We start from the raw sequence: 21,679 nt of genomic DNA, 5'->3' as shown, positions 1-21,679 counted from the left end.
TAACCTGACACCAGCCGGCTTTCAACCTTTCTCACAAATCTTTCAGAACGTCCATGAAATTCACGAGCTCCACATCGACCGCTCGAAAATCTCGCGCATTGACAAGAGAAGAAATCCTATCAAGCGCCTGGACTATGTCATTGAACCCTGCCACTGCAAATGCCCCCTTCATGGCATGAATTTCCCTATGCACAGCCACGAGATCTCTTTTTTCCAAGGATTTCTTCAAGGAGATCAAGGATGCTTGTGTTGTTGAGACAAGAATGTCACGGTAGCCAGAAATCTTGCTTGTTCTTGCCGGCAATGCATCCACTTGGCAAACCCCGGACTTGCCGATATTTCTATCAATGAATTCCTTGATGCTTTTCAGGGAGGCTGGTTTGACGATGATGTCAGATATACCGAATTTGGCACATTTATCCCTTTCATGCTTGCCTGCGTTTGCCGTTATTGCCCCCACTCTAATCCCGGGGTAATCCTTACGGATGTGCTGTGCAAGCACATAACCGTTCATGCCGGGCATCTGCAGGTCGGTTAGAACCAGGTCATAGGCCAGCTGTGCCAGCATGCTCAAGGCAGATTCCCCTCCTTCTGCAGAATCGGCCTCATACCCAATGATCCTCAGCTGATCCAGCAACAGCATTCTGTTAACAGGGTGGTCATCCACCACCAGAATCCTTGCCGAGAAATCCTCTCGCTCGTCCTCCGAAAGCAGGACATCGCCATCCTCCCAAGCGACAGCGGATGATGCGGGCTGCGCATGGTATGCGGGCAGCACCAGCTCGAAAATGCTGCCTTTTCCAAGGACACTTGAAAACCGGATCTCCCCTCCCATGAGGTGGGCCATCCGCTGGCACAGCGTCAGCCCAAGTCCGGTTCCTCCAAACTTCGTGGCGATTTCCGAACCGGCCTGCTTGAATGCATCGAAGATGAACGCATGCTGCGAATGATGAATACCTATTCCAGTATCGGATACCTTGATGTTCAGCTCGCCGGATCTGTCGGATGCATATACCTCTATTTTTCCACTCTTGGTGAACTTCAAGGCATTGCTGAGAAGATTGTTGAGTATTTGCTTGATGCGCTCAGCATCGCCAAGATATCCAGACTTCAGCGAATCATCGATGGTCAGGGAAAATTCAATTTTTGCCTCTGTCACCAAGGGTTTATAGATGGATGCCACCTGCCTGATCACAGACTTGAGATCGAATCCGGCCATCTCGACACTCATCTGACCAGACTCGACCTTCGAGAAATCGAGGACATCATTCAACAGAGACAAAAGAGAATGTGAGGAATTCGAAATGATGTCCAGCCGTGTTTTCTGCTCCATGGACAGAATGCTTCTTCCCAGTATTTCCAGATTCCCCAGTATCGCATTGAGTGGAGTGCGTATCTCGTGGCTCATTACGGCGAGAAAAGATGATTTTTCATGGTTTGCCTCTTCCGCAGCCTTCTTTGCATCCTCCAGGCTTCTTTGGACCTGCTTGTGAGCCGTGATATCGGCAAACCCGCACAACAGCACGTTCCGACCTTGGTATTTTGCCTTCACCATGATCATGGAGAGCTCTGCAATGGTTCCATCGTTGGAAATCACCACCTCGCTGGACACGGGCACATAGTCACTTTTCCCGCCACCAAGATATTTCTCCACATAAACTCTGTGGAAATAGCCGATCAATAGCTCGCCAGGGACCGGGCCACGCAGTACTGCACTCTCCTTGTATTTGAACATCATGCTGTTTTCCAACAGCATCTTTTTCTCCTTGAAATCAAGAAGACCAAGTCCGTAAGGAGCCATGGCAATAATGGTTCGACTCAGCTGCTCGGTATCGAAAACATTCTTTGCCTTTTCATAGATTGGAATAAATACCTTTTCGTAGAAATATATCAAAAAACACCAGAACAAGACAATGAATATCAACGAAAGAATCAAATATACGAACGATTTTCCCTTTAGAAAAACCGCATCCTTCCACGAAAACACGTGGAGCAGAATCATGTTTGTATTCGATATCCTCGAGTAGTAATGAAAAAAACCATCCTTGTATACAGCACCATACTTGAACAGAAGATAGCGGCTCACCAGGTTGCCTTGGAATTTCGATGATTCAATATCAAAGAAATCCGCTTTGCTGTAGCCCTCTGGTTCAACACCCAGGGCAACGCTCCCCTGGGAGTCCATGATCAGAAAGGAACTTCTATCCTCACCTTGCTGCATCAGATTCTCAATATGCTGGGTAGGCATGTCACTCACCACGGTGAGAAATGGCTTACCCCTGTGGAATGCAGAAACAACAACCTGGAACGACATTTCACCCGTCAGAATACTTTTGGTCGGGGGAAGCCAAATGGGGTGGCGCACTTGTCCGGAATGAAGTGGAACGCCTTTGTCTTTCGGCAGCCCGGCAATCTGTTGCTGAAGCTCCAAAAGCATCCGTTCCCGCTCAGGCTCATCTGGAATCTGAGGCAGGAGAGCACCGATGAACCCGCCATCCGGACTGAAGGCATATACAGATATGGCTCTTCCATCCTGAAGAAAACTCGAGTTTGCCAGGTATGCAAGCTCCTCCAGCATATCCCTGTATCGCCTGCATGCAGGCTTGTCGCCCTTATCCTCGAGCAAAACCACCGGACTCACACCCGTGATCATAGCGCCCGGCCTGCCAACTCCCGCCGGTTGCGATATATGCGCTTGCCCCCAAAGCAATTCTGATGCGATTATTCCACGCATCATGATGACCTGCTTTGTTTCTATCTCCACCAGAATTCTAGTTCTCTTGTTCTGAAAAATTGACCTTCTTTCCTCCATGAAATCATTGAACTCGAACGATGCCGCAAATAACGCGACAATGATCACAAGGAAAGAAAAGATCAGCCCCCCACCAAAAAGCAGTCTCTTGTTATATCTAGCCAGAAGCAGAAGATCTTCCTTTTCTGCAATTTCTTTTTTATGGATTTCCATCTGGACATCGATATACAGCCATTGCTCAGGCCAATGATCGCCTCATGTAGTCGATAAAATCTTTGCAGGAAAGTGCTCTGGAATACAAGAATCCCTGGGCGACATCGGCATCCATCCTCCTGATCATTCCCAGATCATCAACGTCCTCCACTCCCTCAACAACCACCTGTGCCCGAACATCTTTCGCAAGCGACACCGCTTTGCTCAGCACTCTCTTTGCATGGGCCTGGTTTCTTGCAGCATGCAGCAAAGCCTTGTCAATCTTGATCTGGTTGAAAGGAACGCTAAGCAGGCGCCCTAGGGTCGAGCCGCCCACGCCAAAGTCATCCATTGCGCACTGAAAGCCACTCATTCGTAAATTCGCAATGACACCGCCCAGAGACTTGTCGAGATCATCCGCCCCATCTTCCGTCACCTCAAAACCGATATTTTCAGGGGAGACACCTGCATCCCTGATCACGCGCAATGCCGAATCCATCCACTCCCAGGATGCCGCCAGGGAGGCGGATACATTGATGCTGCAGATGAACTGCCCTGAAGGTGCTGCCGATTTGATGAAAGAGATGGACTGCAGGAGCATTTGGAGAGTGAGCTCATGCATCAATCCATGGTCTCCGATGGCCTTCATGAACGCAGCAGGTGGCAACAGTTCCGTGGCCGAAATAGGCCACCGGGCCAAGGCTTCCGCCCCGATGATCCTGCCCGAGCCTGCATGATGCAAGGGTTGAAAATGGGCAACGATTTCGCCGCTGTGCAAAGCGTTCGTCAACCTTGCTCTCGGGATCGGCAAGATCGTCCTGGGCTGACCCTCCGTCTTGGTCCGCCCCAGGATACGCAGCAGGAAATCCCCGTTGACCGGCACCTCTCTTGCCATTCTGGAGCGAGATATTGCACAGACGATGTTGAGTGCCAGGCTCCGGGCATAGTCAGCGACCGCATGGAATATTCTTGGTTCGCAGCTGCTGACAAGGATGATGGGAACATCCACTTCAGACAGTGCCAGATCATTGAGGAACCTCATCAGCTTTTCGCCGATGAAATCCATATCCACAAAGGCCGCATCCGCATTGGATTTCTTCAGTTCCGCCAGAAGCTCATCCGTATTGCTGATCCATTGAATGCCGTGAAAAATTCCTTGCTGTTTGCAACATTGCTGTATCCAATATGGGGCCATCGGATCGTTTGTGGCAACGATCATTCTTTTGCCATGATCGGGACTATTTTCTGGCATCAATCCATCCCATCTCTATTCCATAGCGAATGAGGTCAATGTCCTTGCGGATGCCCAGTTTATTCATGACCGCCACCTTGTGCGTACTGACCGTCTTGATGCTGCGATAGAGTTTTTTCGCTATTTCAGACACTGTCATTCCAGAAATGAAAAGGAGCAGAACTTCCTCTTCACGCTTTGACAGTTCTATCGATGTTCGTACCGCCCCGAGCCATTCGCCGCCAAGCAGTTTGCTTGCGCTCGGCGAAATGAATTGACCATCTGTGTATGCCGCATAGATCGCCGGCACCAGGCTCCCCAAAGAATCTGTTTTATGGACTATCCTGTAGATCCCCTGATTGGCAAGCGACTTGATGATCCCAATATTCTCAATCATGGTCAGCATCACGATCTTGACGCCGGGAAATCGTCGCCGGATGACATTCAGCATGACCAGGCCGTCACCATAGGTTCCGCCGGGCATTGAATAATCAGTCACCAGCACATCGCATTCGTTCTGCCTGAGAAAATTGATGATTTCCGTGGAGTTTTTCGCTCGACCCACAATCTCTATCTCATTTTTTTCCTCCAAAACACTTTCTATGCCTGCCAGAACTGCCGGATGGTCATCGGCAATCAGTATCCGCAAGACGAAATTTTTCATGACTCAAAAAATTAGCAAGAAGAACATTCCTATTCTAGGCAGTGGCGCACTAGGATTTAATTGGATTAATCTGATTTTTCCACTTCAAAATCTAAGATTTGTCTGATTTTTTGGCCCAATTGCTGCGAATTCGGGCGTCAGTCCTAGGGAGCACTCCTAGAATTCAACAGATAGTTGAATCGGTGGTTGAATGCGTTGCAGGCCAAGCATCCGGACCACACGGGAGTCTGTGGATGAGATGCACGCGCCCGGGCAGGAGCCCGCGACCGATGCCGCGGTGGGGCTGAAGCGACCTCACCCCATGGCCGAGCGCGTGAAGAGACCGCCAAATCCCGGCACAATCCGTGGATGCGAATCCTTCACACCATGCTGCGCGTTGGCAATTTCCAGCGTTCCATCGATTTCTACACCCAGGTTCTTGGCATGCAGCTGCTGCGAACCTCAGAGAACCCCGAGTACAAGTACTCGCTGGCCTTCCTGGGCTTCGAGGGCGGCAACCCTGGCCAGGCCGAGATCGAGCTGACCTACAACTGGGGTACGGAGTCCTACGACATGGGCACGGCCTACGGCCATATCGCCATTGGCGTGCCTGATGCCTATGCCGCCTGCGAGAAGATCAAGGCGTCCGGCGGCAACGTGACGCGCGAGGCCGGCCCCGTCAAGGGCGGCACCACGGTGATTGCCTTTGTGACGGATCCGGACGGCTACAAGATAGAACTCATACAGGAGAACTCACGCGCCCATGCCGGCGTGCAGCCAGCTGGCGGCGAGAAGTTCGATCCCCTGCGCAATTCCTGATCCACGCAGCCCCAAAAACAAAGGCCCGGAGCGTTCATCGCTCCGGGCCTTTGTTTTTAGCTGCGGCTGCTGCCAGCCGCACTGCTGATTCGGTTCAATCCACCAGGATCACTTCCACCCGGCGGGCCTGGGCATTGCTGCCATCGGCCTGCAGTTGTTCGGGCTTCTTGAGTTCGACCTTTTCCTCGGCCACGCCCAGTGCCGACAGGGCAGCCTGGACTGCCAGGGCGCGCTTCTTGGCCAGTTCGGCGTTGAGTTCGGCGCTGCCGGTGGCGTCGTGGTATCCAGAGATCACGGCGCGCTTGCCGCCCTGCACACCAGCCACCACATCGGCCAGCGCTTCATTGGCGCCAGCCGCCAGCTCGGCCTTGGCCGATGCGAAGTAGAACTTGACCACGCCGTTTTCGACAACGACACGCGCCACGTCTTCCTCCAGGACCACAGGCGCCATCGCCGGCACAGGTGTGGCGCCGGTTGTCGTCTTTGCAGGACCATGCGCAATACCGCGCTGGTAGACCACGACACCCACGACCGTGGAGACGACGAGCGCAATCAGCGCAAACAAAAAGCCCAGGGCAAAACGTTGTTGGCTGTCGTCGTCGGATTGACTGAAGGACATGAAGCACTCTCCGTGAATGAACTGTTGAAGGAAACCAGAAAGACTGCGAAAAACCGGCCGATTGTAGAGGGCCGCCGCCAACGACCCTGCGCACCGCCCAAGCCCCGTGATGCCACCCGGCACGAACTGTGGCGCCGCAGAGACAAAAGACCGGCCGTGCAAGTGCAACGCAGGCGCTTGTGCACCGTTTGGGCCGACAGGCGTTAAAACGTCATTGTTCCTTCACGCCACAGCGCCCATGTCCGCCCTGCCAGAATTCTCATTTGCCCGCCGAGAGTCCCAGCCCATGCTGGACGAGGCGCTGCACCGATGGGGCGGAAGCGATGACCTCTGGATCTTTGGCTACGGCTCGCTGATCTGGCGGCCGGATTTCGATTTCTGCGAACGCCGCACGGCCCGTGTCTTTGGCTGGCACCGGGCATTGAAGATGTGGAGCACCATCAACCGCGGCACGCCCCAGAATCCTGGATTGGTCTTTGGCATGCTGTCCGGCGGCAGTTGCCAGGGCATGGTGTTCCGCATTCCCCGGCACCACGGCCATGACGTCATGAGAAAGCTGTGGCAGCGCGAGATGGCCAATGCCGTCTATGACCCACGCTGGCTGCCCTGCCGCACCGGCCAGGGCACGGTGCAGGCGCTGGCGTTCACGCTGTCCCGGCAAAGCCCCAATCACACGGGCGAGCTGGCGCCCGAAGACTATCGCCGCATCTTCAGCGAGGCCAAGGGCATCTATGGCAGCACGCATGACTATGCGCGCGCAACCTTCGATGAACTCAAGCGCCTCGGCATCCGGGACCGCGCCTTGCAGCGCCTGCTCAGCTACGCGGGCCAGCCTGAAGCGGGTGCGCAAGCCGCGCGCTGACGCTTTGATGCGATTGATACGCTGATGCGCGCAGGCGCACAACGCTGCCCTCTCCGACATATCCACCGTATTGCACGCTGCAAGATGGCGGCTGCGCGCAATGCGCCTCACAACTTTTCCAGCACGGATATCAACCAGGAGATTGCCACCATGCGTTTGAACGCTTCCCCATCCACCCCGTCCACCGCCGTGAAGCTGCTGATGGCAACCGGCATGGTGCTGGCCCTTGGGGCCTGCGGCAGCCAGGCCAAGCCTCCTGCCGCAGCCGCGGCGTCCACCCCGGCAGCCGTCACCGCAGCCCCTGCCGCCCGCAACGTGGCCATGGCCCAGCTGCAGCCCACGCAAGGCAGCAAGGTCAGCGGCAGCCTGCAGTTCACTGCCCAGGCCGATGGCAGCGTGCGCGTTCAGGGCTCGGTTCAGGGGCTGGCGCCCAACAGCGAGCATGGCTTTCATGTCCATGAGAAAGGCGATTGCTCCAGCCCTGATGGCCTGAGCGCGGGCGGCCATTTCAACCCCACCGGCCACGCCCATGGCCGCTTCGATTCCGCTGTCCACCACGCAGGGGATCTGCCCAGCCTGCGGTCCGACGCGCAAGGCATGGCCAGCATAGATTTCGTTTCGCGCGGCCTGGCACTGGATCAGAGTCCCAACAGCGTGGTGGGCCGCGGCCTGATCGTGCACAAGGACCCTGACGACTACACCACGCAGCCCACCGGCAATTCCGGGGCGCGCCTGGCCTGTGCGGTGATCACGCGCGGATGATGTGCTCGGCCGGGTCTGCGTTCAGCGCAGGCAGTCGCGCAGCCACGCCGCGCACTGCTCGGCGCGCGCGCCCGGCCATTGGACGCTGACCGTGGTATCGCCACGGCGCAGCTCGACATGAATGGTGTCGGCAGCGCCCGCGCTGCCCTCTCCGCTCAAGCTGCCGATTAGCCGCCCCCACCAGCCACGGCCCCGCAGGTCTTGGGCCGTGGAGGAGAGCTCCGAAGCTGGCGCTGGTGCTGGCGAATTCCGGGCTTGCACCACCGTTTCCCCGGCTGGCTCGGAGGCCGGCGCGGGCGCGACAGGTGCAGGCGCCTGCATGGTCGCCTTGCCCGCAGCGGGCTCCCCTCCCCCGCCTTCGAGCCGCGCGGCCAGATTGTTACCAAACTCCTCCCATATTCGGTCGGCCTTGGTCTTCATCACGCTCAGGCCGAAGGCGCCCAGACGGCCCAGCAGGTCCACGTCGATCTTGATGCGCAGCTCGGTGCCTCCGTCCGGCGTGGCGCTCAGGAAGATTTCACTGCGCTGCTTGAGCGAGCTGGCCACCGAGGTGTCTTCTCCCGTTCCTTCCACGCGCAGATACTCGGGAGCGCGTTGCTCGACGATGCGTGTGCGCAGCTTGAATCTGGCGCTGATGAAGGAGATCTTCTGGTGCATCACCGCCACGTATTCGGTGGGGCTGACCACTTCGATGGACTGCATGCCCGGCACGGCACCTCCCATGACCTGGGGATCGAGCAACAACGCCCATACCCGCTCTCGCGATGCCGAAACAGTCAGGGTTTTCTCAATTTCCATGCATTTTCTCCGCGGCCACAAGGACCGATTCCACGATCTGGGTGTAGCCCGTGCAACGGCACAGGTTGCCGTTGAGGCCATGGCGAACTTCGTCCGCGCCGGGAAGGGGGTTGCGCCCCAGCAGATCGCAGGCGGCCATGATGAAGCCCGGTGTGCAGTAGCCGCACTGCAGGCCGCCGCATTGCATGAAGCTTTGCTGCAGCGGGTGCAGCCGTTGTGACGGGTCTGCGCCCGCACCCCCAGCAATACGGTCGGCCAGGCCTTCGATGGTGGTGAGCGCGCGGCCCTGGACCTGCACGGCCAGCAGCAGGCAGGACTTCACCACTTCGCCATCCAGCAGCACCGAGCAGGCGCCGCACACGCCCGTCTCGCAGCCGCGCTTGGTGCCCGTCAGGTGCAGGTCATCACGCAGAAAATCCGACAGCAGCCGGCGCGCAGGCACGTCCACGCTGCAGGGCTCGCCGTTGACGGTGCATTCGATGCGATGTCGGCTCATGCCAGCTCTCCTTGTTCCAGTGCCAGGTCCAGGCCAAACAGTTCGGCCACGGTGCGCCGCACGTTGACGCGCACCATTTCTCGGCGGAAATCCGCCGAGCCGCGCAGGTCCGAAACCGGTGTGATGTCGGCCGCGACGATGTCACCCGCCTCGGCCGCCAAGGCCCAAGTGAGGGCACGGCCTTCAAGAAAGCCCTCGGCGCGCCGCTGGCGCACGGGTATGGGCGTAGAGGCGCCCACGACGAGACGCGCGTCGCGGCAGATGCCCCCGGCGGTGTGCGCCACCAGGGCCACGCTGGCCAGCGGCCGGTGTTCGGCCGCTGTGCGCAGAAAGCGCGTGTACACACCGCTGCGCCGGTCGTCTCCTTGCCCCATGGGCGGCACGCGGATCTCGCTGACGATCTCGTCGCCTTCCAGCGCCGTGGCGTAGTAGTCGACCAGGAAGTCCTCGATGTCCAACAGGCGCTCGCCTCTTGAGCTGGCCAGCACGATCTGGGCGCCCAATGCCATCAGGCAGCCGGGCGGGTCGGTGGAGGGGTCGGCATAGCAGAGATTGCCGCCCACCGTGCCCTGATTGCGCACCTGCGGGTTGGCCATGCGCTGCGCCATGCCGGCAAGGACAGGATAGTGATGCGACACCAGCGGCGAGGCCGCCAGTTCGGCATGGCGCACCAGGGCGCCGATACGCAGGCCACGCACCGGGTCGAAGTCCAGGCCGCGCAACGCATCGATGCCAGCCAGCGAGACCAGGTGCGTGGGCGCGAGCATGCGCTGGCGCATGCCCAGCATCAAGGCCGTGCCGCCGGCGATCACGCGGCAGTCCTCGCCCAGTTCGGCCAGCAACCGGCTGGCCTCCGCCACCGAGGTGGGCTCCAGGAAGTCGAAGTCATGCATGACGGCCCTCCTCGGCGCGTGCGCGCAGCGCCGCCAGGATTTTTTCGGGCGTGATCGGCAGATCGCATATGCGCACGCCGATGGCGTCGTACACGGCGTTGGCGATGGCAGGCGCTCCCGGCAGGATGGCGGTTTCGCTGGCCCCTTTGGCGCCATAGGGGCCGTTGGGGTCGTTGGACTCGACAAAGCCGCCGCGCAGCAAGGGCACGGCGTCGGCCGTTGGCATGGTGTAGTCGGCGAAGTTGCCGTTGGCCAGGCGCCCGCCTTCCAGGTGCAGTTGCTCGTAAAGGGCCCAGCCCATGGCCTGGACGGTGGCCCCGTTGGTCTGCCCATGGATGGCGACGGGGTTCAGCGCCTTGCCGCAGTCGTCGGCCACATAGCTGTCAAGCACCAGGACCTGGCCGGTTTCCGTATCGACCTCGACCTCCACTGCCTGGGCCGCGAAGGAATAGGCCGGCGCGATGTTGCCGTGCAGCTGGGCGTCGTGCATCTGCGTCTGGGCATCCCAGGTGTGGCTGACCTGTATGCCCTCGCCGCCATGGCGCCAGATGTGCTGGCGAGCGAGCTCGGCCATGCCTGCCGCACGGTCGGTGCCGCGCACGCGCACCTGACCATCGGCCAGCTCCAGGTCGTCGACCTGCGCCTCCAGCACGACGGCGGCCAGGGCCAGCAGCTTGCTGCGGGCCGCCTGCGCGGCACCTATGGCGGCATTGCCTGCAGCCATGGTCACGCGCGAGGCCAGCGAGCCTATGGCGAAGGGCGTGCTGTCCGTGTCGGGTGCGGCCACGCGGACCTGCGACAACGGCAGCGTGAGTTCATGGGCGACGATCTGGCTGAGCATGGTGGCCGCGCCCTGGCCCATGTCGCACTCGCCACTGAGCACAAGCACCTGGCCATCCTCATGGATGCGCACCACCACGGTGGAGCCGTCCCAGTTGCCCATGGTGCGGTTGCCGCTGACATGCATGGCCGCGGCCATGCCCACGCCCCTGCGGCGGGCGCCAAGGGCCTGGCGGGGGCGGGCGCGCTTGCCGCGCCAGTCGATGGCATCGGTGGCCTGGTCTATGCACTCCTTGAGGCCGGCGCTGCCGATCTTCCAGCCATGCACTGTCACGTCGCCGGCTTGCACTGCATTGAGCTTGTGGACTTCGGCCGGATCCAGCCCCAGCTGCTCGGCCATGATGTGGATGTGGCTGTTGAGCGCGAACAGCATCTGCGTACCGCCAAAGCCGCGGAACGCGCCGTGCGGCGGGTTGTTGGTATAGACCAGGGTGGCGTGCGATCGGACGTTGCCCTGCCTGTGCATGTTGTCGCTGCGCATGGCACTGACGTGCATGACCTCGGCCGACAGACCCGCATAGGCACCGCACTCGGCAACGATGTGCACCTGCTTGGCGAGGATGCGGCCATCACCCGCCATGCCCAGCTTGAGCGTGATGCGCTCGGGGACGCTGGAGCAGCAGGCCAGGAAGTCCTCCAGCCGGTTGTTGACCAGGCGCACGGGCCGCCCGGTGCGCATGGCCAGCAGGCCCGCCACGAGCTGGTTGTCGTCCTCGACGATCTTGCCGCCAAAGCCGCCGCCCGTGGTGGCCTGCACCACGCGGATGGCGGACACCGGCAGCTCCAGCGCCGCCGCCAGCCGGGCACGCGCCAGGAAAACCGACTGCGTGGAGGTCTGTACCAACAGGCGGCCATCGGCGTCGATGGAGGCCAGGGTGGCCATGGGTTCCAGGTAGCCCGGGTACTGCGCATGCGTGGTGTACGTGGCTTCGTGAACCAGATCAGCTGCGGCGAATCCGGCATCTGCATCGCCGCGCTCGAAGCGGATCTCGTGGGCGATGTTGCCCCGGCCCGGATGAACGCCGGGCGCTTCTTCATCCAGGGCTTCCTCGGGCGACAGGATGGCGGGCAGTTCTTCGTACTCGACCTCGATCAGGTCCAGCGCATCGCGGGCGATCTCTTCTGTGGCGGCAGCCACGGCTGCCACCTCTTCCCCCGCAAAGCGCACCAGGCCATCGGCCAGGATGCGCCGCTCCTTGTGGCTCACGCCCCAGGGCGTGCGCGGTGCATCTGCCCCGGTCAGCACGGCTTTCACACCGGGCAGCGCACGCGCTGCAGCAATGTCGATGCGCACGATGCGCGCATGCGGATAGGGGCTGCGCAACAGCTTGGCATGCAGCATGCCCGGCAGCTTGAGGTCGCCCGCGTACTGGGCACGACCTAGTACCTTGGACAGCGCCGTGACCTGGGCCGTCTCGCGGCCCAGCGTGGAATTCGAGGTATTCATGTCATTCAGCGGTGATGCCCAGTTCGCGGATCACCTTGCCCAGGCGCTCGTAGTCGGCAGCGTTGACATCGGCCAGCACCTGCGGCGACCCGCCCACGGGCACGGCACCGAAGGTGGCCATCTTTGCCGCCACCTCCGGCATCCTGAGGATCTCGTTGAGATGGGTGTTCAAGGTCTGCACCACGGCGGCCGGCGTGCCCTTGGGCGCGAAGAAGCCATTCCAGGCACCCGCGGCGATGTCCCTGTAGCCCAGTTCCGCCAGCGAAGGCACATCGGGCAGCAGGGGCGAACGCTTCGGGTCGGTCACGGCCAGCGCGCGCAGCTTGCCCGCCTGGATGTACTGGGCCACCGGCCCCAGCGTGACGTAGGCCAGTCCTACATGGCCCGCTGCCACATCGTTGACGGCCGGTGCCACGCCGCGATAGGGCACATGCTGAATGCTCACTCCGGCAGCGCGGTTCAGCCACTCGGCACCTATGTGCATGGGCGAGCCTGCGCCGGGACTGGCGTAGCTGAGCGTCTTGCCGGCCTTGGCCGCAGCCACCATGTCGGCCACGCTTTTGAATCCCGTGGAGGGATGGGCCACGAGCAGCACGGCCTGGCTGGCGGTCTGCACCACGGGGGCGAAACCTTTCAAGGGGTCATAGGTCGCGGCAGGAGGGAGCCTCATCACCATGGGGGCGATGGTGAAGGGGTTGGGCGTGAACAGCAGCGTGTAGCCATCGGGCACGGCCCGCGCAACCAGGTTGTTGCCCACGGTGCCGCCCGCCCCGGGCCGGTTGTCCACCACCACGGGCTGGCGCAGACGCACCGTGAGCTTTTCGGCGAACAGGCGCGCCATGGCGTCCGTGTCACCACCTGCGGGATAGGCGACCACCACGGTGATCGGCCTGGCGGGGTAGTCCTGTGCAAATGCCGGACCACAGACAGCGGTGGCAAAAGCCAATGCTGCAATGGTCAGGCCTTGCCGACGATGGGGGGTCATCACTGGCTCCTTTGAAAGCGCGGACATGCATCGGTCAGATACGGGCATGGCAGCTGGGGCTGGCTATGGGATGAATTCATATGATTTACCCATGAAACATTGATCCTTAAAAGAATCAATGACGATTTTCTCCAGTAAGTTGATGGATCAACTTACCGAAAACACCAATTGACCTCTATTGATTTCTCTAAAGAAATTCCACAAGACAAACGTCAGGCAGCCTGTGAAACAATTGATGGGAACATGTCCATCCCACCTTCTCCTCTCCCCGTGCCCAGCACGCCCGCAGGCAATCCCTGGACCCACCTTGACGAGGCAGGCAGCAGCCTGACCGTCGATGCCTTTCTGACCACGCTGATGAGCCAGGTGGGCAATGCGCTGCGGCGCACCATCACCGTGCCCTATGCCGATACGGCGGGCTTGACGGTTTCGGAGTGGCGGCTGTTGGCCCTTGTCGCGCATGCAGGCGAGTTGCCGTTCAGCGCGCTGGTGGTGCAATCCACTTCGGACAAGGCCCTGGTGAGCCGGGCGCTGCGGCTGCTCGAGGAACGCGGCCTGGTGGCCCTGCTGGCGCAAGGCTCCACTCCACGCAAGAAGATCCTGTGCTCCATCACGCCTGCGGGCCGGCAGTTGCATGACGAGGTGATGCCCGTGGCCCGGCAACACCAGGCCGCTGCTCTGCTGGCGCTGACGCAGGAGGAACGGGAGGTGATGTATCGGGCCTTGCTCAAACTGCGCGGTTATTGCCAAGGCAGCCAAGCCGACCCAGCGACCGAAGGCGGCCCCGCTACGGCAGACGGCGAAGCCTGAATTCAGCCCACTTCAGGCCGGTTCTGCAGCAACACCTCAGCGCGCGCCAGATCGTCCAGCGTATCGATGTCGGTGAGCACACCAGCATCGTCCACATCGACCTGAACCACATGTCCGGCTTCGCGCAGCGCCTTCAGCACAGGCGCCCCGCCCTTCTCTCCGCTCAACGCCATGAGCGCCGCGCCGCATGCGGCGCCGAAACCCACGGGATGTCCACGCTCGCCTTGATGGACAGGCTGGGCGGCTCGGGCCCCCGCATGCAATGCATCGGCCACTTTCAGCAAGGTCTGTGGACTCACCAGCGGCAGATCGGCCGGCAAGACCAGCCAGCCTGGCGCATCGGCTGTGGCACGCACGGCCGCAGACAGCGAATCGCCCATACCGGGGTGGCCCGCATCTTCCAGATGCCAGGGCAGGCCGCTGGCGCGGACGGCGGCCAGTGTGTGTTCCAGCACGGTGCTGCCGCCCAGCGGGGCGGCGAGCTTGTGCATGGCGCCGCCCGACGCGCGGAAACGCTCGCCACGGCCCGAGGCGAGGATGAGCACGCAGGGGCGGCCTTTGAAGTCTCTGAGCATGCGCAACTCTAGCGCAGCAAATGGAAGGTCGGGCGCAGGCACAATGCAGGCCATGAGCAGCATTTCCACCTCGATCGCCGATCTGCGCAAAAGCTACGAGCGCGCGGAACTCAGCGAATCGGCCTCCCTGGCCGATCCGCTGCAGCAGTTTGACCAATGGCTGCAGGAAGCCCTGAGCGCCCAGGTGCCCGAGCCCAATGCCATGACGCTGGCCACCGTGGGCGGCGACCTGCGGCCCAGCACACGCATCGTGCTCATCAAGGGCTATGACGAGCGCGGCCTGGTCTGGTACACGAACTACGACAGCCGCAAGGGCCAGCAACTGGCGGGCAACCCCTTTGCCGCGCTGCAGTTTCACTGGGTGGAGCTGGAGCGCGTGGTGCGCATCGAAGGTCGGGTGGAAAAGGTCAGCGAGGCCGAAAGCGACGCCTACTTCAACAGCCGCCCGCTGGACTCTCGCATTGGCGCCTGGGCCAGCCCGCAAAGCCAGGTCATCAGCGGGCGCAGCGTGCTGGTGGCCAATGCAGCCAAGTACGGCGCGCAGTTCCTGCTGAACCCGCCACGCCCGCCACATTGGGGCGGATTCAGGCTGGTACCCGAGCGCTGGGAATTCTGGCAAGGCCGCAAGAGCCGGTTGCACGACCGCCTTTGCTACCAGCTTGAAGCTGGAACCTGGCTGCGCCAGCGCCTGGCGCCCTGATCCCCTCGATTGCTGGCGCTGCTGAAACCCATCAGCCCGGCAGACGCTGGGCCAGCCACAGCATCAGCGGCACGGTAAGCAGGGCCAGCGCCGTGGACACCGCAATGCTGGCGGACACCTCGTCCTGCATCACGCCATAGCGCTGCGTGAACAGGAACACATTGGCGCCCACCGGCAGCGCCGCCGCCGTGAACATCACGGCCACGGGCAGGCCACCCAGGCCGAAGGCCCAGGCCAGCGCAAGCAGCAGCAGCGGATGCACCAGGTTCTTGACCAGCGCGATGCCCACGGCCTCGCGCTGGTTCTGGCCCACCTTGGTATAGGCCAGGGTCACGCCCACCAGCAGCAGCGCCATGGGGCCCAGTGCCTGGCCCAAGACCTGCAGGGAGCGATCCACCACGCCAGGAAGAGCCAGACCGGTCTGTGCGAACAGCAGGCCGGCGAGTATGGGCAGCGGCACAGGATGCACGATGCCGTTGCGCACGGCCTGCAGCACCGTGCGCCACATGGGGCGCGGTGCGCTTTGGCCGCAGCGCTGGCGCTCGTGGGCCTCGGCCAGCTCGAACACGATGGTGGCTGCGGTCAGCAGGATCAGCGCATGCAGCGAGACCAGGGTGAACAACGTGACAAGCCCTTCCTCCCCGTAGACCAGCCCCACCAGCGGCACGCCGATCATGACGGTGTTGCTGAACATATTGGCCAGCCCCCGCGCGGCCGAGCGCGTGGAAAAGCCGCCCAGCACCATGGACACCACGAAGATCAGAGCAGTCGCCAGGAAATACAGGGCCACGGGCTGAAAGTCCAGCTCCTGTACCCGCACCGCACCCATGGTGCGAAACAACAGCGCCGGCGTAAGCACCAGAAACACAAGGTTGGACAAATCCTTGATGGCTGTGGCACGCACCCAGGCCAGCCGGGCGGCAAGAAAGCCTGCGCCTATGCAAAGAATGACAGGGATGAGGGAGGCAAAGACGGGAGAGTTCACTGAAGCAGGACCGGGAAGCTGCGCCTGCGCAGGCTTGCGGCGCGCGCAGATTATGCGCCGCAGACCCGGCCCTGCCTCGTTCAGGCATCGTCCCGGGCCTCGAAGGCCCGGCCAGCCTCCACGGACGTGCCAAGGCTCAGATTCATGCCGAACAGCCCCCTTTTCTGGCGACTTGTCGCCACTGACATTCATCAGCCGATAACAAGGTTGCCACTCAACTTCATGTAAGTTACATTAAACATCCCTATTGGTTGATTCGTTTTGCTCTAGACGCCCATGACTTCATCACCATCCCAGGCACCCGCTGCCGGCAAGCCGCCGTCCACTGTCCCCGACGGACTGGCCCTGTTCCGGCATTGGCTGGAAACCGAGGGCACCAAGGGCTGGGATGCCCTGGACACGGCGCCCGACAGCGGCTACGAAAAGGTATGGCGTGCCTGGCTGCGCAGTCTGGGCGATGCTGGCATGCCAGCCAGAGAAAGTTCCCCCTCCCCCACCACGCCGAAAGGCAAAGTCAATGCAAAGGCCCGCGCCTGGCAACAGGCCACCGCCGTGGATGTCCAGAATTTCCTGCGCCCGCGCGAAGGCCAGTTGTCGGGCCACCAGCCCGGCCGCCGCATCAGCGAGGTCACGCGCAGGCGCTACTGGCGCCTGCTGGAACGCATCTACGACCATGCGCTGGACCACGGCTGGGTCAGCGCCAATCCCGCCGCAGGGCTGGCGCCACAGGAGCGCCCCCCTGCCGAAGACGGCCAGGGCCATTGCCTTCCCGCTCCGCTGTGGAATGCCCTGCCCCGCCACATTCCGGTGGCCGACGGCTTTCAGTCGGCGCGCGACCGCGCCATCTTGCTGCTGCTGTACGAACTGGCGCTGGCGCCCGAGGAGGTGCGCGGCCTGTGCTGGCGCGATGTGCAATGCGCCATCCCAGGCGATGGCCTTCCCTGTCAATTGCATATCGATGGCGCACGCGCCGCGCAGCAGCGCACGCTGGATCTGTCGGAAACGGTGGTGAAGGCGCTGCAGGACTGGAAAGGTTTCAGCGCCGGCCAGCGCGGGCCGGAGGCCGTTCAACCCGATGCCCCGGTCTTTTATTCGCGCGAGGGGCAGCCGCTGTCGGTGCGCGTGCTGTTCCATGTGGCCTCGCAGCTGATACAGCGTGCCCATGCGGCCCAGCCCGCTTCTGCCCAGAAGGCGCCGCTGCACCGGGTCGGGCCGCAGGTGCTGCGCAACACGGCCATCGTGCAGTGGTTGCGCGCGGGCCGTGCCGAGACCGAAGTGGTGCAGTGGATAGGCGTCGACAGCGCACGCGCCCTGCGCCATCTGCAGCATTACCTGTAGCAGACGGCGCGGGAGCGCAGCGCGGGCAACCCGCCTTAGAACGACACCTTGACGCCCACGGTGATATTGCGCCCCATCAGCGGCGCAGCGTTCTTGATGAACGATGTGTGGGCGAAGGCCAGGCGGTTGGTCAGGTTGTTGCCCTTGATGAAGAACTGCCAGGGCGTGCCACCCGAGGTGCGCAGCGTGTAGCTGGCCGAGAGGTTGAGCATGCCGTAGCCGTCCGTCTCGGTCTCGTAGGCGGTGACGCGGTTCTGGCGCAGCACCTGCACCCACTCGGCCTGGGCATCCCAGCCCTTGTAGAAGGTGTCCACGCGCAGGCCTACGCGCGCCGCGGGAATGCGCGGCAAGGCGGAGCCGTCTTCCAGCCGCGCACGCACGGCGTCACCGAACAGGGTCACGCCCCACTGGCGCGACAGCTTCTGGCGCACCTGGCCCTCCACGCCGGTGAAGCGTGCATCGGCCTGGGTGTATTGCAGCAGTTGCAGGCCGTCATGCTCGTCCAGCGTGGCGCCGTAGATGTAGCCCTTGACGCGATGGTGGAAGGCATTGACGCTGAACGTGGTGTCGCCCGAGGTCTTGCGCAGGCCTATGTCCAGTGCCTGGGAGCGTTCACGCTTGAGGTCGGGATTGCCGCGCTCATAGGTGGATGTGGCCATGTGCAGGCCATTGGCATACAGCTCCTCGGCCGTGGGCAGGCGGTTGCCCTGCGTCAGCGAGGCCGACAGGCTGTAGCCCGGGGTGAACTTCCACACCGAGCCCAGCGAGAACGATGTGCCGCTGTGGCTGCGAGAGATGGCGCTTTGCTGGGCATCCACGGTCTGGCGCTCATGGCGCAGCGCAGCCTGCCAGCGCCAGTCCTGCCAGCGGTATTCCTCCAGCAGGTAGATGCTGTTGCGGCGGGTTTCGGTGGGTTGCACATAGGCCTCCTCCCCCTCGGCGCTGAACTTGCGCTGCACGGTCTGCAGGCCGATGACGCCGCGCCAGCCGGCGATGGGCTCCAGCTCGGCCTCCACGCGCAGGTCATGGGCGCGGTTCTTGAAGGTGGTCGAGACCTGGCCGTCCTCGATCTCGTCATGGCGGTAGTCGGTCCAGCCGCCGCGCACGCGCAACGCCGCAATGCCTGCCGTCGGATTGCGCCATTCGCCGCGCAGATCCCAGCGCTCGCTGTTGAGGTCGACCACCGGCACGCTGCCATGGTCGTGATCGTGTTCTTCGTCGCCATGGTCATGTCCGTCCTCGTCGCCGTGGTCATGGCCGCCGCAGTGCAGATGGTCGCCATGGGTGTGGCAGCCCTCGAAGCTGTGGTTGTGGCCCGGCAGGCCATAGCGCGCGGTCTGGCGCGTGTAGGCCAGACCCAGGTAGCCTTGCGTGCCGATCCAGGACAGGCCCAGGCTGCCCGTATCCGTGCGGTTGAAGCTGCCGCCCACGCGCCCCTGCGACTGGCCGTTGGGCGCCCAGCCGCTGCCCACGCGGTAGTCGCCGGCATCGCGCGCCATGCCCTCGGCATGGATGGCCAACTGGCCCGCGCCGCCCGTCAGCGAGAACGCGCCGGCCGTCTCGCCCGCGCCCGTGCTGCCGCGCAGCTGGGCCGAGCCCGTGATGCCGTTCTTGGGAATGGACGTGGGGATCTTGTCGTCCAGGATGTTGACCACGCCGCCCATGGCACCGCCGCCGCCGTAGATCAGCGCCGAAGGGCCGCGCAGCACTTCGATCTGCGTGGCCAGCATGGGCTCGCTGGCCACGGCATGGTCGGGGCTGATGGTGGAGGCGTCATGCAGCTCCGAGCCATCGCTGAGGATCTGCACGCGCGGGCCGTCCATGCCGCGGATGATGGGGCGGCTTGCGCCCGCACCGAAATGGCTGGCGTGGATGCCGGGCTCGCCGTCCAGCGTCTCGCCCAGCGTGGCGGCCTGGCGCAGCGTCAGCACATCGCCTTCCAGCACCGTGGCTGGCGTGGACATATCGGCCGAGGTCAGGCCCAGGCCGCTGGCCTTGACCGTCACCTCGTTGAGCACAGGCGTGTCGCTGCGCGGGGCATCCGCCTGGGCGCCGGTGGCAGTTCCGGGCGCGGCGGCGACTCCAGCCTCCGCAGGCTCTGCTGCCATGGCCAGCCCTGCCATCGCGGGGCCGAGCACGCCCGCCAGCAGCAGTTGCTGCAGCAGCGGGCGCAGCTTCATCCTCTCCCCCTGCACCTTGGCGTCCTGGTGGTATTGCTTTGTTGTCACTCTCATCACTGGTCTTCCCGGCAGCGGCCGGCCACGGCCCGGGGACGTGGGAATGCGGGCGCTGCAAAAAATGGCGTCGGAAACGGACAACCGGGGTGCGCCATGCAGGCGCACGCAGCCATCCGATCGGATATGCATTCAGGATCTGTCCAACCTGGGCACAGCGCCTCTTGCGTGCAATGCAGGAAGGCGCGCGCAAACAGCTTCAATGGGCGGGCGCATGCAGCGCCGCCGCCCAAGGTTCAAGCCGCCAGGCGGGCAGTGATGGGATGCGGGGGACCACGCGCATCGAAGAAAGCCGCCAGCACGCGGCCATCGCGCACGATGGGCGGCTGGGCGGGCTCGGCCTGTTCGCCCCAGAAAGGCGGCAGCGCCACGGCGGGCGGTGGCCCCGCCATGCCTTCGTGCAACTGGTCCAGCAGTTGGCAGTCCGCCGGGCCGTGGCCCGAGAACAGCGCGTGCACCCAGTCGACGGGTGCAGCGCAGGAGGTGGCCACCACCTCGACCGGGCCATGGGCCGTGGCCGAGGCCAGGCCGCCAGCATGCACCACACGGTGCATCTGGCCCAGCAACGGCGCCAGTGCGATGGACCAGACCAGCAACCAGGCCAAAAGCCAACCCCGATTCGGCACGGCACCGCGCAACGCAAGCCGTGAGGCGGGCGCAGGCGAGTGGCGACTCGGGAGTTTGAAGGGCATGGATGAATCAGGAGCGGGTCAGGCAGCGCAGAGTGTATGCGCCAATTGGCGGGGCAGGTTCCAGCATCCCGTCACAAAGACGGGCGACTGCTCACAGCAGTGCACGGCGGGCAATGCCGCGCTCAATGCGCATGGCGCATGCCGCAGAACTTGCCCAGCGCCAGGCCCTTGCAGTCGGCCTGCAGCTGCTTGTGGCATTGCGCATGGTCACGCCCTGCCGCCAGACACTGTGCGGCGGCCTCGTGGGCCTTGGCCATCAAGCGGTGGCGCTCCATGTCGGCACGGGCATGGGCATCCAGTTGCACCGGTCCACCCTGTGCCTTGGCGTCCGCCGGGGTCTTGGCATGGTCATGGTCTTGGCCGTGATCGTGCGCCTGGGCCGCAGCGGCCAGAAAGACAGCGGCCAGGATCAGGGAAACGGAACGGAAGGGGGAAAAAGTCATGCGAGATCCTGAAGGGCTATGCAAGAGAAAAAGGGGAAGACGGCCACCTCACACGGACGGATCATTCCGGGAGTGCCCGGTGCCGCTGCAGACCTGGCACCGCCCCGTCACCGACACATCGATGGCCTGGCCCTGCAGGCCGCTGGCTGCCAGCGCCTGCCGCAATTGCAGCAAGGCGGCCTGCAGTTGCTCACCGCCCCCGCCTGCCTCGCCGCCCAGACGAAAGGCGCTGTGGCAATCCGCACACTCGAAGTGCGCAGCGGCGTCGCCTTCGCAGGCCGCGCCCTGCAGGGGCCTGCCGTACCGGGCCACGCGTGCCGCATCCACGCTGCGGCGCAACACGCCGGCTGCGGCCAGCCGGTCCAGCAGCCGGTAGACGGTGACGCGGTTGACCTGCACGCCCTGGGCATGCAGGGCGGCTTCCACATCCGCCTCGCTCAACAGCGCATCGGCGCGCGCCTCCCACAGCGCCAGCACGGCCCGCATGGCGCGGGTCGAACGCATGCCGCAAGGCAAGAGCAAGGGGGAGGGAGTCGGCGATGACATGGGCAATGCAAGAGCGG

At 62.7% G+C, this 21,679-nt stretch carries 21 protein-coding genes; 6 read left to right on the top strand and 15 right to left on the bottom strand.

The features are described from left to right. Nucleotides 1-31: 31 nt before the first annotated feature. The 3 genes from AAN986_RS12865 to AAN986_RS12855 are packed head-to-tail and all read right to left on the bottom strand — an operon-like array spanning nucleotide 32 to nucleotide 4,839. Nucleotides 32-2,965 carry a hybrid sensor histidine kinase/response regulator gene (locus AAN986_RS12865; RefSeq protein ID WP_017405167.1) on the bottom strand — a complete coding sequence of 978 codons (2,934 nt, stop codon included), beginning with the start codon at nucleotides 2,963-2,965 and terminating at the stop codon, nucleotides 32-34. A 25-nt stretch (nucleotides 2,966-2,990) separates the two neighbouring features. Continuing rightward, a complete protein-coding gene (locus AAN986_RS12860; RefSeq protein WP_047217038.1) occupies nucleotides 2,991-4,163 on the bottom strand; it encodes an EAL domain-containing protein in 1,173 nt (390 codons plus the stop codon). A 19-nt stretch (nucleotides 4,164-4,182) separates the two neighbouring features. Then, nucleotides 4,183-4,839 (bottom strand): response regulator transcription factor, encoded by a 657-nt coding sequence (locus AAN986_RS12855; protein ID WP_016447065.1) that lies wholly within the window; start codon nucleotides 4,837-4,839, stop codon nucleotides 4,183-4,185. Nucleotides 4,840-5,187: 348 nt separating this feature from the next. On the opposite strand from AAN986_RS12855, the gene gloA reads away from it, so the two are divergent. Continuing rightward, nucleotides 5,188-5,637 carry a lactoylglutathione lyase gene (gloA, locus tag AAN986_RS12850; protein WP_026062330.1) on the top strand — a complete coding sequence of 150 codons (450 nt, stop codon included), beginning with the start codon at nucleotides 5,188-5,190 and terminating at the stop codon, nucleotides 5,635-5,637. Between the two features lie 94 nt (nucleotides 5,638-5,731). On the opposite strand, the gene AAN986_RS12845 is transcribed toward gloA, so the two are convergent. Then, nucleotides 5,732-6,256, bottom strand: a complete 525-nt coding sequence (locus AAN986_RS12845; RefSeq protein WP_016447067.1) for an OmpA family protein — start codon at nucleotides 6,254-6,256, stop codon at nucleotides 5,732-5,734. A gap of 238 nt (nucleotides 6,257-6,494) precedes the next feature. On the opposite strand from AAN986_RS12845, the gene AAN986_RS12840 reads away from it, so the two are divergent. Continuing rightward, on the top strand, nucleotides 6,495-7,118 hold the full coding sequence (locus tag AAN986_RS12840) for a gamma-glutamylcyclotransferase (RefSeq protein WP_047473238.1): 624 nt from the start codon (nucleotides 6,495-6,497) through the stop codon (nucleotides 7,116-7,118). Nucleotides 7,119-7,268: 150 nt separating this feature from the next. Continuing rightward, nucleotides 7,269-7,880 carry a superoxide dismutase family protein gene (locus AAN986_RS12835; RefSeq protein WP_046985507.1) on the top strand — a complete coding sequence of 204 codons (612 nt, stop codon included), beginning with the start codon at nucleotides 7,269-7,271 and terminating at the stop codon, nucleotides 7,878-7,880. A gap of 21 nt (nucleotides 7,881-7,901) precedes the next feature. On the opposite strand, the gene AAN986_RS12830 is transcribed toward AAN986_RS12835, so the two are convergent. From AAN986_RS12830 to AAN986_RS12810, 5 genes are read right to left on the bottom strand one after another with little or no spacing between them, the layout of a single operon-like run. Further along, nucleotides 7,902-8,678 carry an SRPBCC family protein gene (locus AAN986_RS12830; RefSeq protein ID WP_151019512.1) on the bottom strand — a complete coding sequence of 259 codons (777 nt, stop codon included), beginning with the start codon at nucleotides 8,676-8,678 and terminating at the stop codon, nucleotides 7,902-7,904. After that, nucleotides 8,668-9,174 (bottom strand): (2Fe-2S)-binding protein, encoded by a 507-nt coding sequence (locus AAN986_RS12825; RefSeq protein WP_016447071.1) that lies wholly within the window; start codon nucleotides 9,172-9,174, stop codon nucleotides 8,668-8,670. Before AAN986_RS12825 ends, AAN986_RS12830 begins: the two co-directional genes overlap by 11 nt. Continuing rightward, a complete protein-coding gene (locus AAN986_RS12820) occupies nucleotides 9,171-10,067 on the bottom strand; it encodes a xanthine dehydrogenase family protein subunit M (RefSeq protein ID WP_047217036.1) in 897 nt (298 codons plus the stop codon). The genes AAN986_RS12825 and AAN986_RS12820 overlap by 4 nt, the downstream gene beginning before the upstream one ends. After that, nucleotides 10,060-12,354: a xanthine dehydrogenase family protein molybdopterin-binding subunit gene (locus AAN986_RS12815; protein ID WP_047217035.1), complete on the bottom strand. Its 2,295-nt coding sequence runs from the start codon at nucleotides 12,352-12,354 to the stop codon at nucleotides 10,060-10,062. Before AAN986_RS12815 ends, AAN986_RS12820 begins: the two co-directional genes overlap by 8 nt. A gap of 1 nt (nucleotide 12,355) precedes the next feature. Continuing rightward, nucleotides 12,356-13,339, bottom strand: a complete 984-nt coding sequence (locus tag AAN986_RS12810) for a tripartite tricarboxylate transporter substrate binding protein (RefSeq protein ID WP_047217034.1) — start codon at nucleotides 13,337-13,339, stop codon at nucleotides 12,356-12,358. 243 nt (nucleotides 13,340-13,582) lie between these two features. Between AAN986_RS12810 and AAN986_RS12805 the strand changes: the two genes are divergently transcribed. Beyond that, the gene (locus AAN986_RS12805) at nucleotides 13,583-14,149 is read left to right on the top strand and encodes a MarR family winged helix-turn-helix transcriptional regulator (protein WP_013802266.1); all 567 of its coding nucleotides are present in this window, start codon (nucleotides 13,583-13,585) and stop codon (nucleotides 14,147-14,149) included. A gap of 2 nt (nucleotides 14,150-14,151) precedes the next feature. Here AAN986_RS12805 and AAN986_RS12800 read toward each other — a convergent pair whose 3' ends face one another. Further along, the gene (locus AAN986_RS12800; RefSeq protein WP_034369173.1) at nucleotides 14,152-14,724 is read right to left on the bottom strand and encodes a nucleotidyltransferase family protein; all 573 of its coding nucleotides are present in this window, start codon (nucleotides 14,722-14,724) and stop codon (nucleotides 14,152-14,154) included. Nucleotides 14,725-14,776: 52 nt separating this feature from the next. On the opposite strand from AAN986_RS12800, the gene pdxH reads away from it, so the two are divergent. Next, on the top strand, nucleotides 14,777-15,424 hold the full coding sequence (gene pdxH / locus AAN986_RS12795) for a pyridoxamine 5'-phosphate oxidase (protein WP_017405177.1): 648 nt from the start codon (nucleotides 14,777-14,779) through the stop codon (nucleotides 15,422-15,424). A 31-nt stretch (nucleotides 15,425-15,455) separates the two neighbouring features. Here the strand turns inward: pdxH and AAN986_RS12790 are convergent, their stop codons facing one another. Beyond that, entirely contained in the window at nucleotides 15,456-16,409 is a 954-nt protein-coding gene (locus AAN986_RS12790; RefSeq protein WP_047217033.1) for an AEC family transporter, read from the bottom strand. Between the two features lie 276 nt (nucleotides 16,410-16,685). Here AAN986_RS12790 and AAN986_RS12785 point away from each other — a divergent pair, with 276 nt between their 5' ends. Beyond that, nucleotides 16,686-17,747: a tyrosine-type recombinase/integrase gene (locus AAN986_RS12785; protein ID WP_047217032.1), complete on the top strand. Its 1,062-nt coding sequence runs from the start codon at nucleotides 16,686-16,688 to the stop codon at nucleotides 17,745-17,747. A 35-nt stretch (nucleotides 17,748-17,782) separates the two neighbouring features. On the opposite strand, the gene AAN986_RS12780 is transcribed toward AAN986_RS12785, so the two are convergent. From AAN986_RS12780 to AAN986_RS12765, 4 genes are all read right to left on the bottom strand, one after another. Next, the gene (locus AAN986_RS12780) at nucleotides 17,783-19,981 is read right to left on the bottom strand and encodes a TonB-dependent receptor (protein ID WP_026062337.1); all 2,199 of its coding nucleotides are present in this window, start codon (nucleotides 19,979-19,981) and stop codon (nucleotides 17,783-17,785) included. Between the two features lie 236 nt (nucleotides 19,982-20,217). Further along, nucleotides 20,218-20,586: a hypothetical protein gene (locus AAN986_RS12775; protein ID WP_223275282.1), complete on the bottom strand. Its 369-nt coding sequence runs from the start codon at nucleotides 20,584-20,586 to the stop codon at nucleotides 20,218-20,220. A gap of 209 nt (nucleotides 20,587-20,795) precedes the next feature. Further along, nucleotides 20,796-21,116, bottom strand: a complete 321-nt coding sequence (locus AAN986_RS12770; RefSeq protein WP_349335689.1) for a hypothetical protein — start codon at nucleotides 21,114-21,116, stop codon at nucleotides 20,796-20,798. Nucleotides 21,117-21,164: 48 nt separating this feature from the next. Continuing rightward, nucleotides 21,165-21,620, bottom strand: a complete 456-nt coding sequence (locus AAN986_RS12765) for a transcriptional repressor (RefSeq protein WP_047217031.1) — start codon at nucleotides 21,618-21,620, stop codon at nucleotides 21,165-21,167. Nucleotides 21,621-21,679 lie beyond the last annotated feature (59 nt).

The organism is Delftia sp. DS1230 (assembly GCF_040112715.1).
Lineage (GTDB): Bacteria > Pseudomonadota > Gammaproteobacteria > Burkholderiales > Burkholderiaceae_C > Comamonas > Comamonas tsuruhatensis.
Note: the sequence above shows the minus strand (reverse complement) of the source record. Positions and strands in the feature narration are given on the sequence as shown.

Coding starts and splice junctions, on each gene's coding strand:
- pdxH (WP_017405177.1), top strand. CDS start 14,777: ATGAGCAGCATTTCCACCTCGATCGCCGATCTGCGCAAAAGCTACGAG.
- AAN986_RS12820 (WP_047217036.1), bottom strand. CDS start 10,067: ATGCATGACTTCGACTTCCTGGAGCCCACCTCGGTGGCGGAGGCCAGC.
- AAN986_RS12860 (WP_047217038.1), bottom strand. CDS start 4,163: ATGATCGTTGCCACAAACGATCCGATGGCCCCATATTGGATACAGCAA.
- AAN986_RS12810 (WP_047217034.1), bottom strand. CDS start 13,339: ATGACCCCCCATCGTCGGCAAGGCCTGACCATTGCAGCATTGGCTTTT.
- gloA (WP_026062330.1), top strand. CDS start 5,188: ATGCGAATCCTTCACACCATGCTGCGCGTTGGCAATTTCCAGCGTTCC.
- AAN986_RS12765 (WP_047217031.1), bottom strand. CDS start 21,620: ATGCGTTCGACCCGCGCCATGCGGGCCGTGCTGGCGCTGTGGGAGGCG.
- AAN986_RS12780 (WP_026062337.1), bottom strand. CDS start 19,981: ATGAGAGTGACAACAAAGCAATACCACCAGGACGCCAAGGTGCAGGGG.
- AAN986_RS12835 (WP_046985507.1), top strand. CDS start 7,269: ATGCGTTTGAACGCTTCCCCATCCACCCCGTCCACCGCCGTGAAGCTG.
- AAN986_RS12770 (WP_349335689.1), bottom strand. CDS start 21,116: ATGACTTTTTCCCCCTTCCGTTCCGTTTCCCTGATCCTGGCCGCTGTC.
- AAN986_RS12845 (WP_016447067.1), bottom strand. CDS start 6,256: ATGTCCTTCAGTCAATCCGACGACGACAGCCAACAACGTTTTGCCCTG.
- AAN986_RS12785 (WP_047217032.1), top strand. CDS start 16,686: ATGACTTCATCACCATCCCAGGCACCCGCTGCCGGCAAGCCGCCGTCC.
- AAN986_RS12840 (WP_047473238.1), top strand. CDS start 6,495: ATGTCCGCCCTGCCAGAATTCTCATTTGCCCGCCGAGAGTCCCAGCCC.
- AAN986_RS12825 (WP_016447071.1), bottom strand. CDS start 9,174: ATGAGCCGACATCGCATCGAATGCACCGTCAACGGCGAGCCCTGCAGC.
- AAN986_RS12865 (WP_017405167.1), bottom strand. CDS start 2,965: ATGGAAATCCATAAAAAAGAAATTGCAGAAAAGGAAGATCTTCTGCTT.
- AAN986_RS12805 (WP_013802266.1), top strand. CDS start 13,583: ATGTCCATCCCACCTTCTCCTCTCCCCGTGCCCAGCACGCCCGCAGGC.
- AAN986_RS12800 (WP_034369173.1), bottom strand. CDS start 14,724: ATGCTCAGAGACTTCAAAGGCCGCCCCTGCGTGCTCATCCTCGCCTCG.
- AAN986_RS12855 (WP_016447065.1), bottom strand. CDS start 4,839: ATGAAAAATTTCGTCTTGCGGATACTGATTGCCGATGACCATCCGGCA.
- AAN986_RS12830 (WP_151019512.1), bottom strand. CDS start 8,678: ATGGAAATTGAGAAAACCCTGACTGTTTCGGCATCGCGAGAGCGGGTA.
- AAN986_RS12815 (WP_047217035.1), bottom strand. CDS start 12,354: ATGAATACCTCGAATTCCACGCTGGGCCGCGAGACGGCCCAGGTCACG.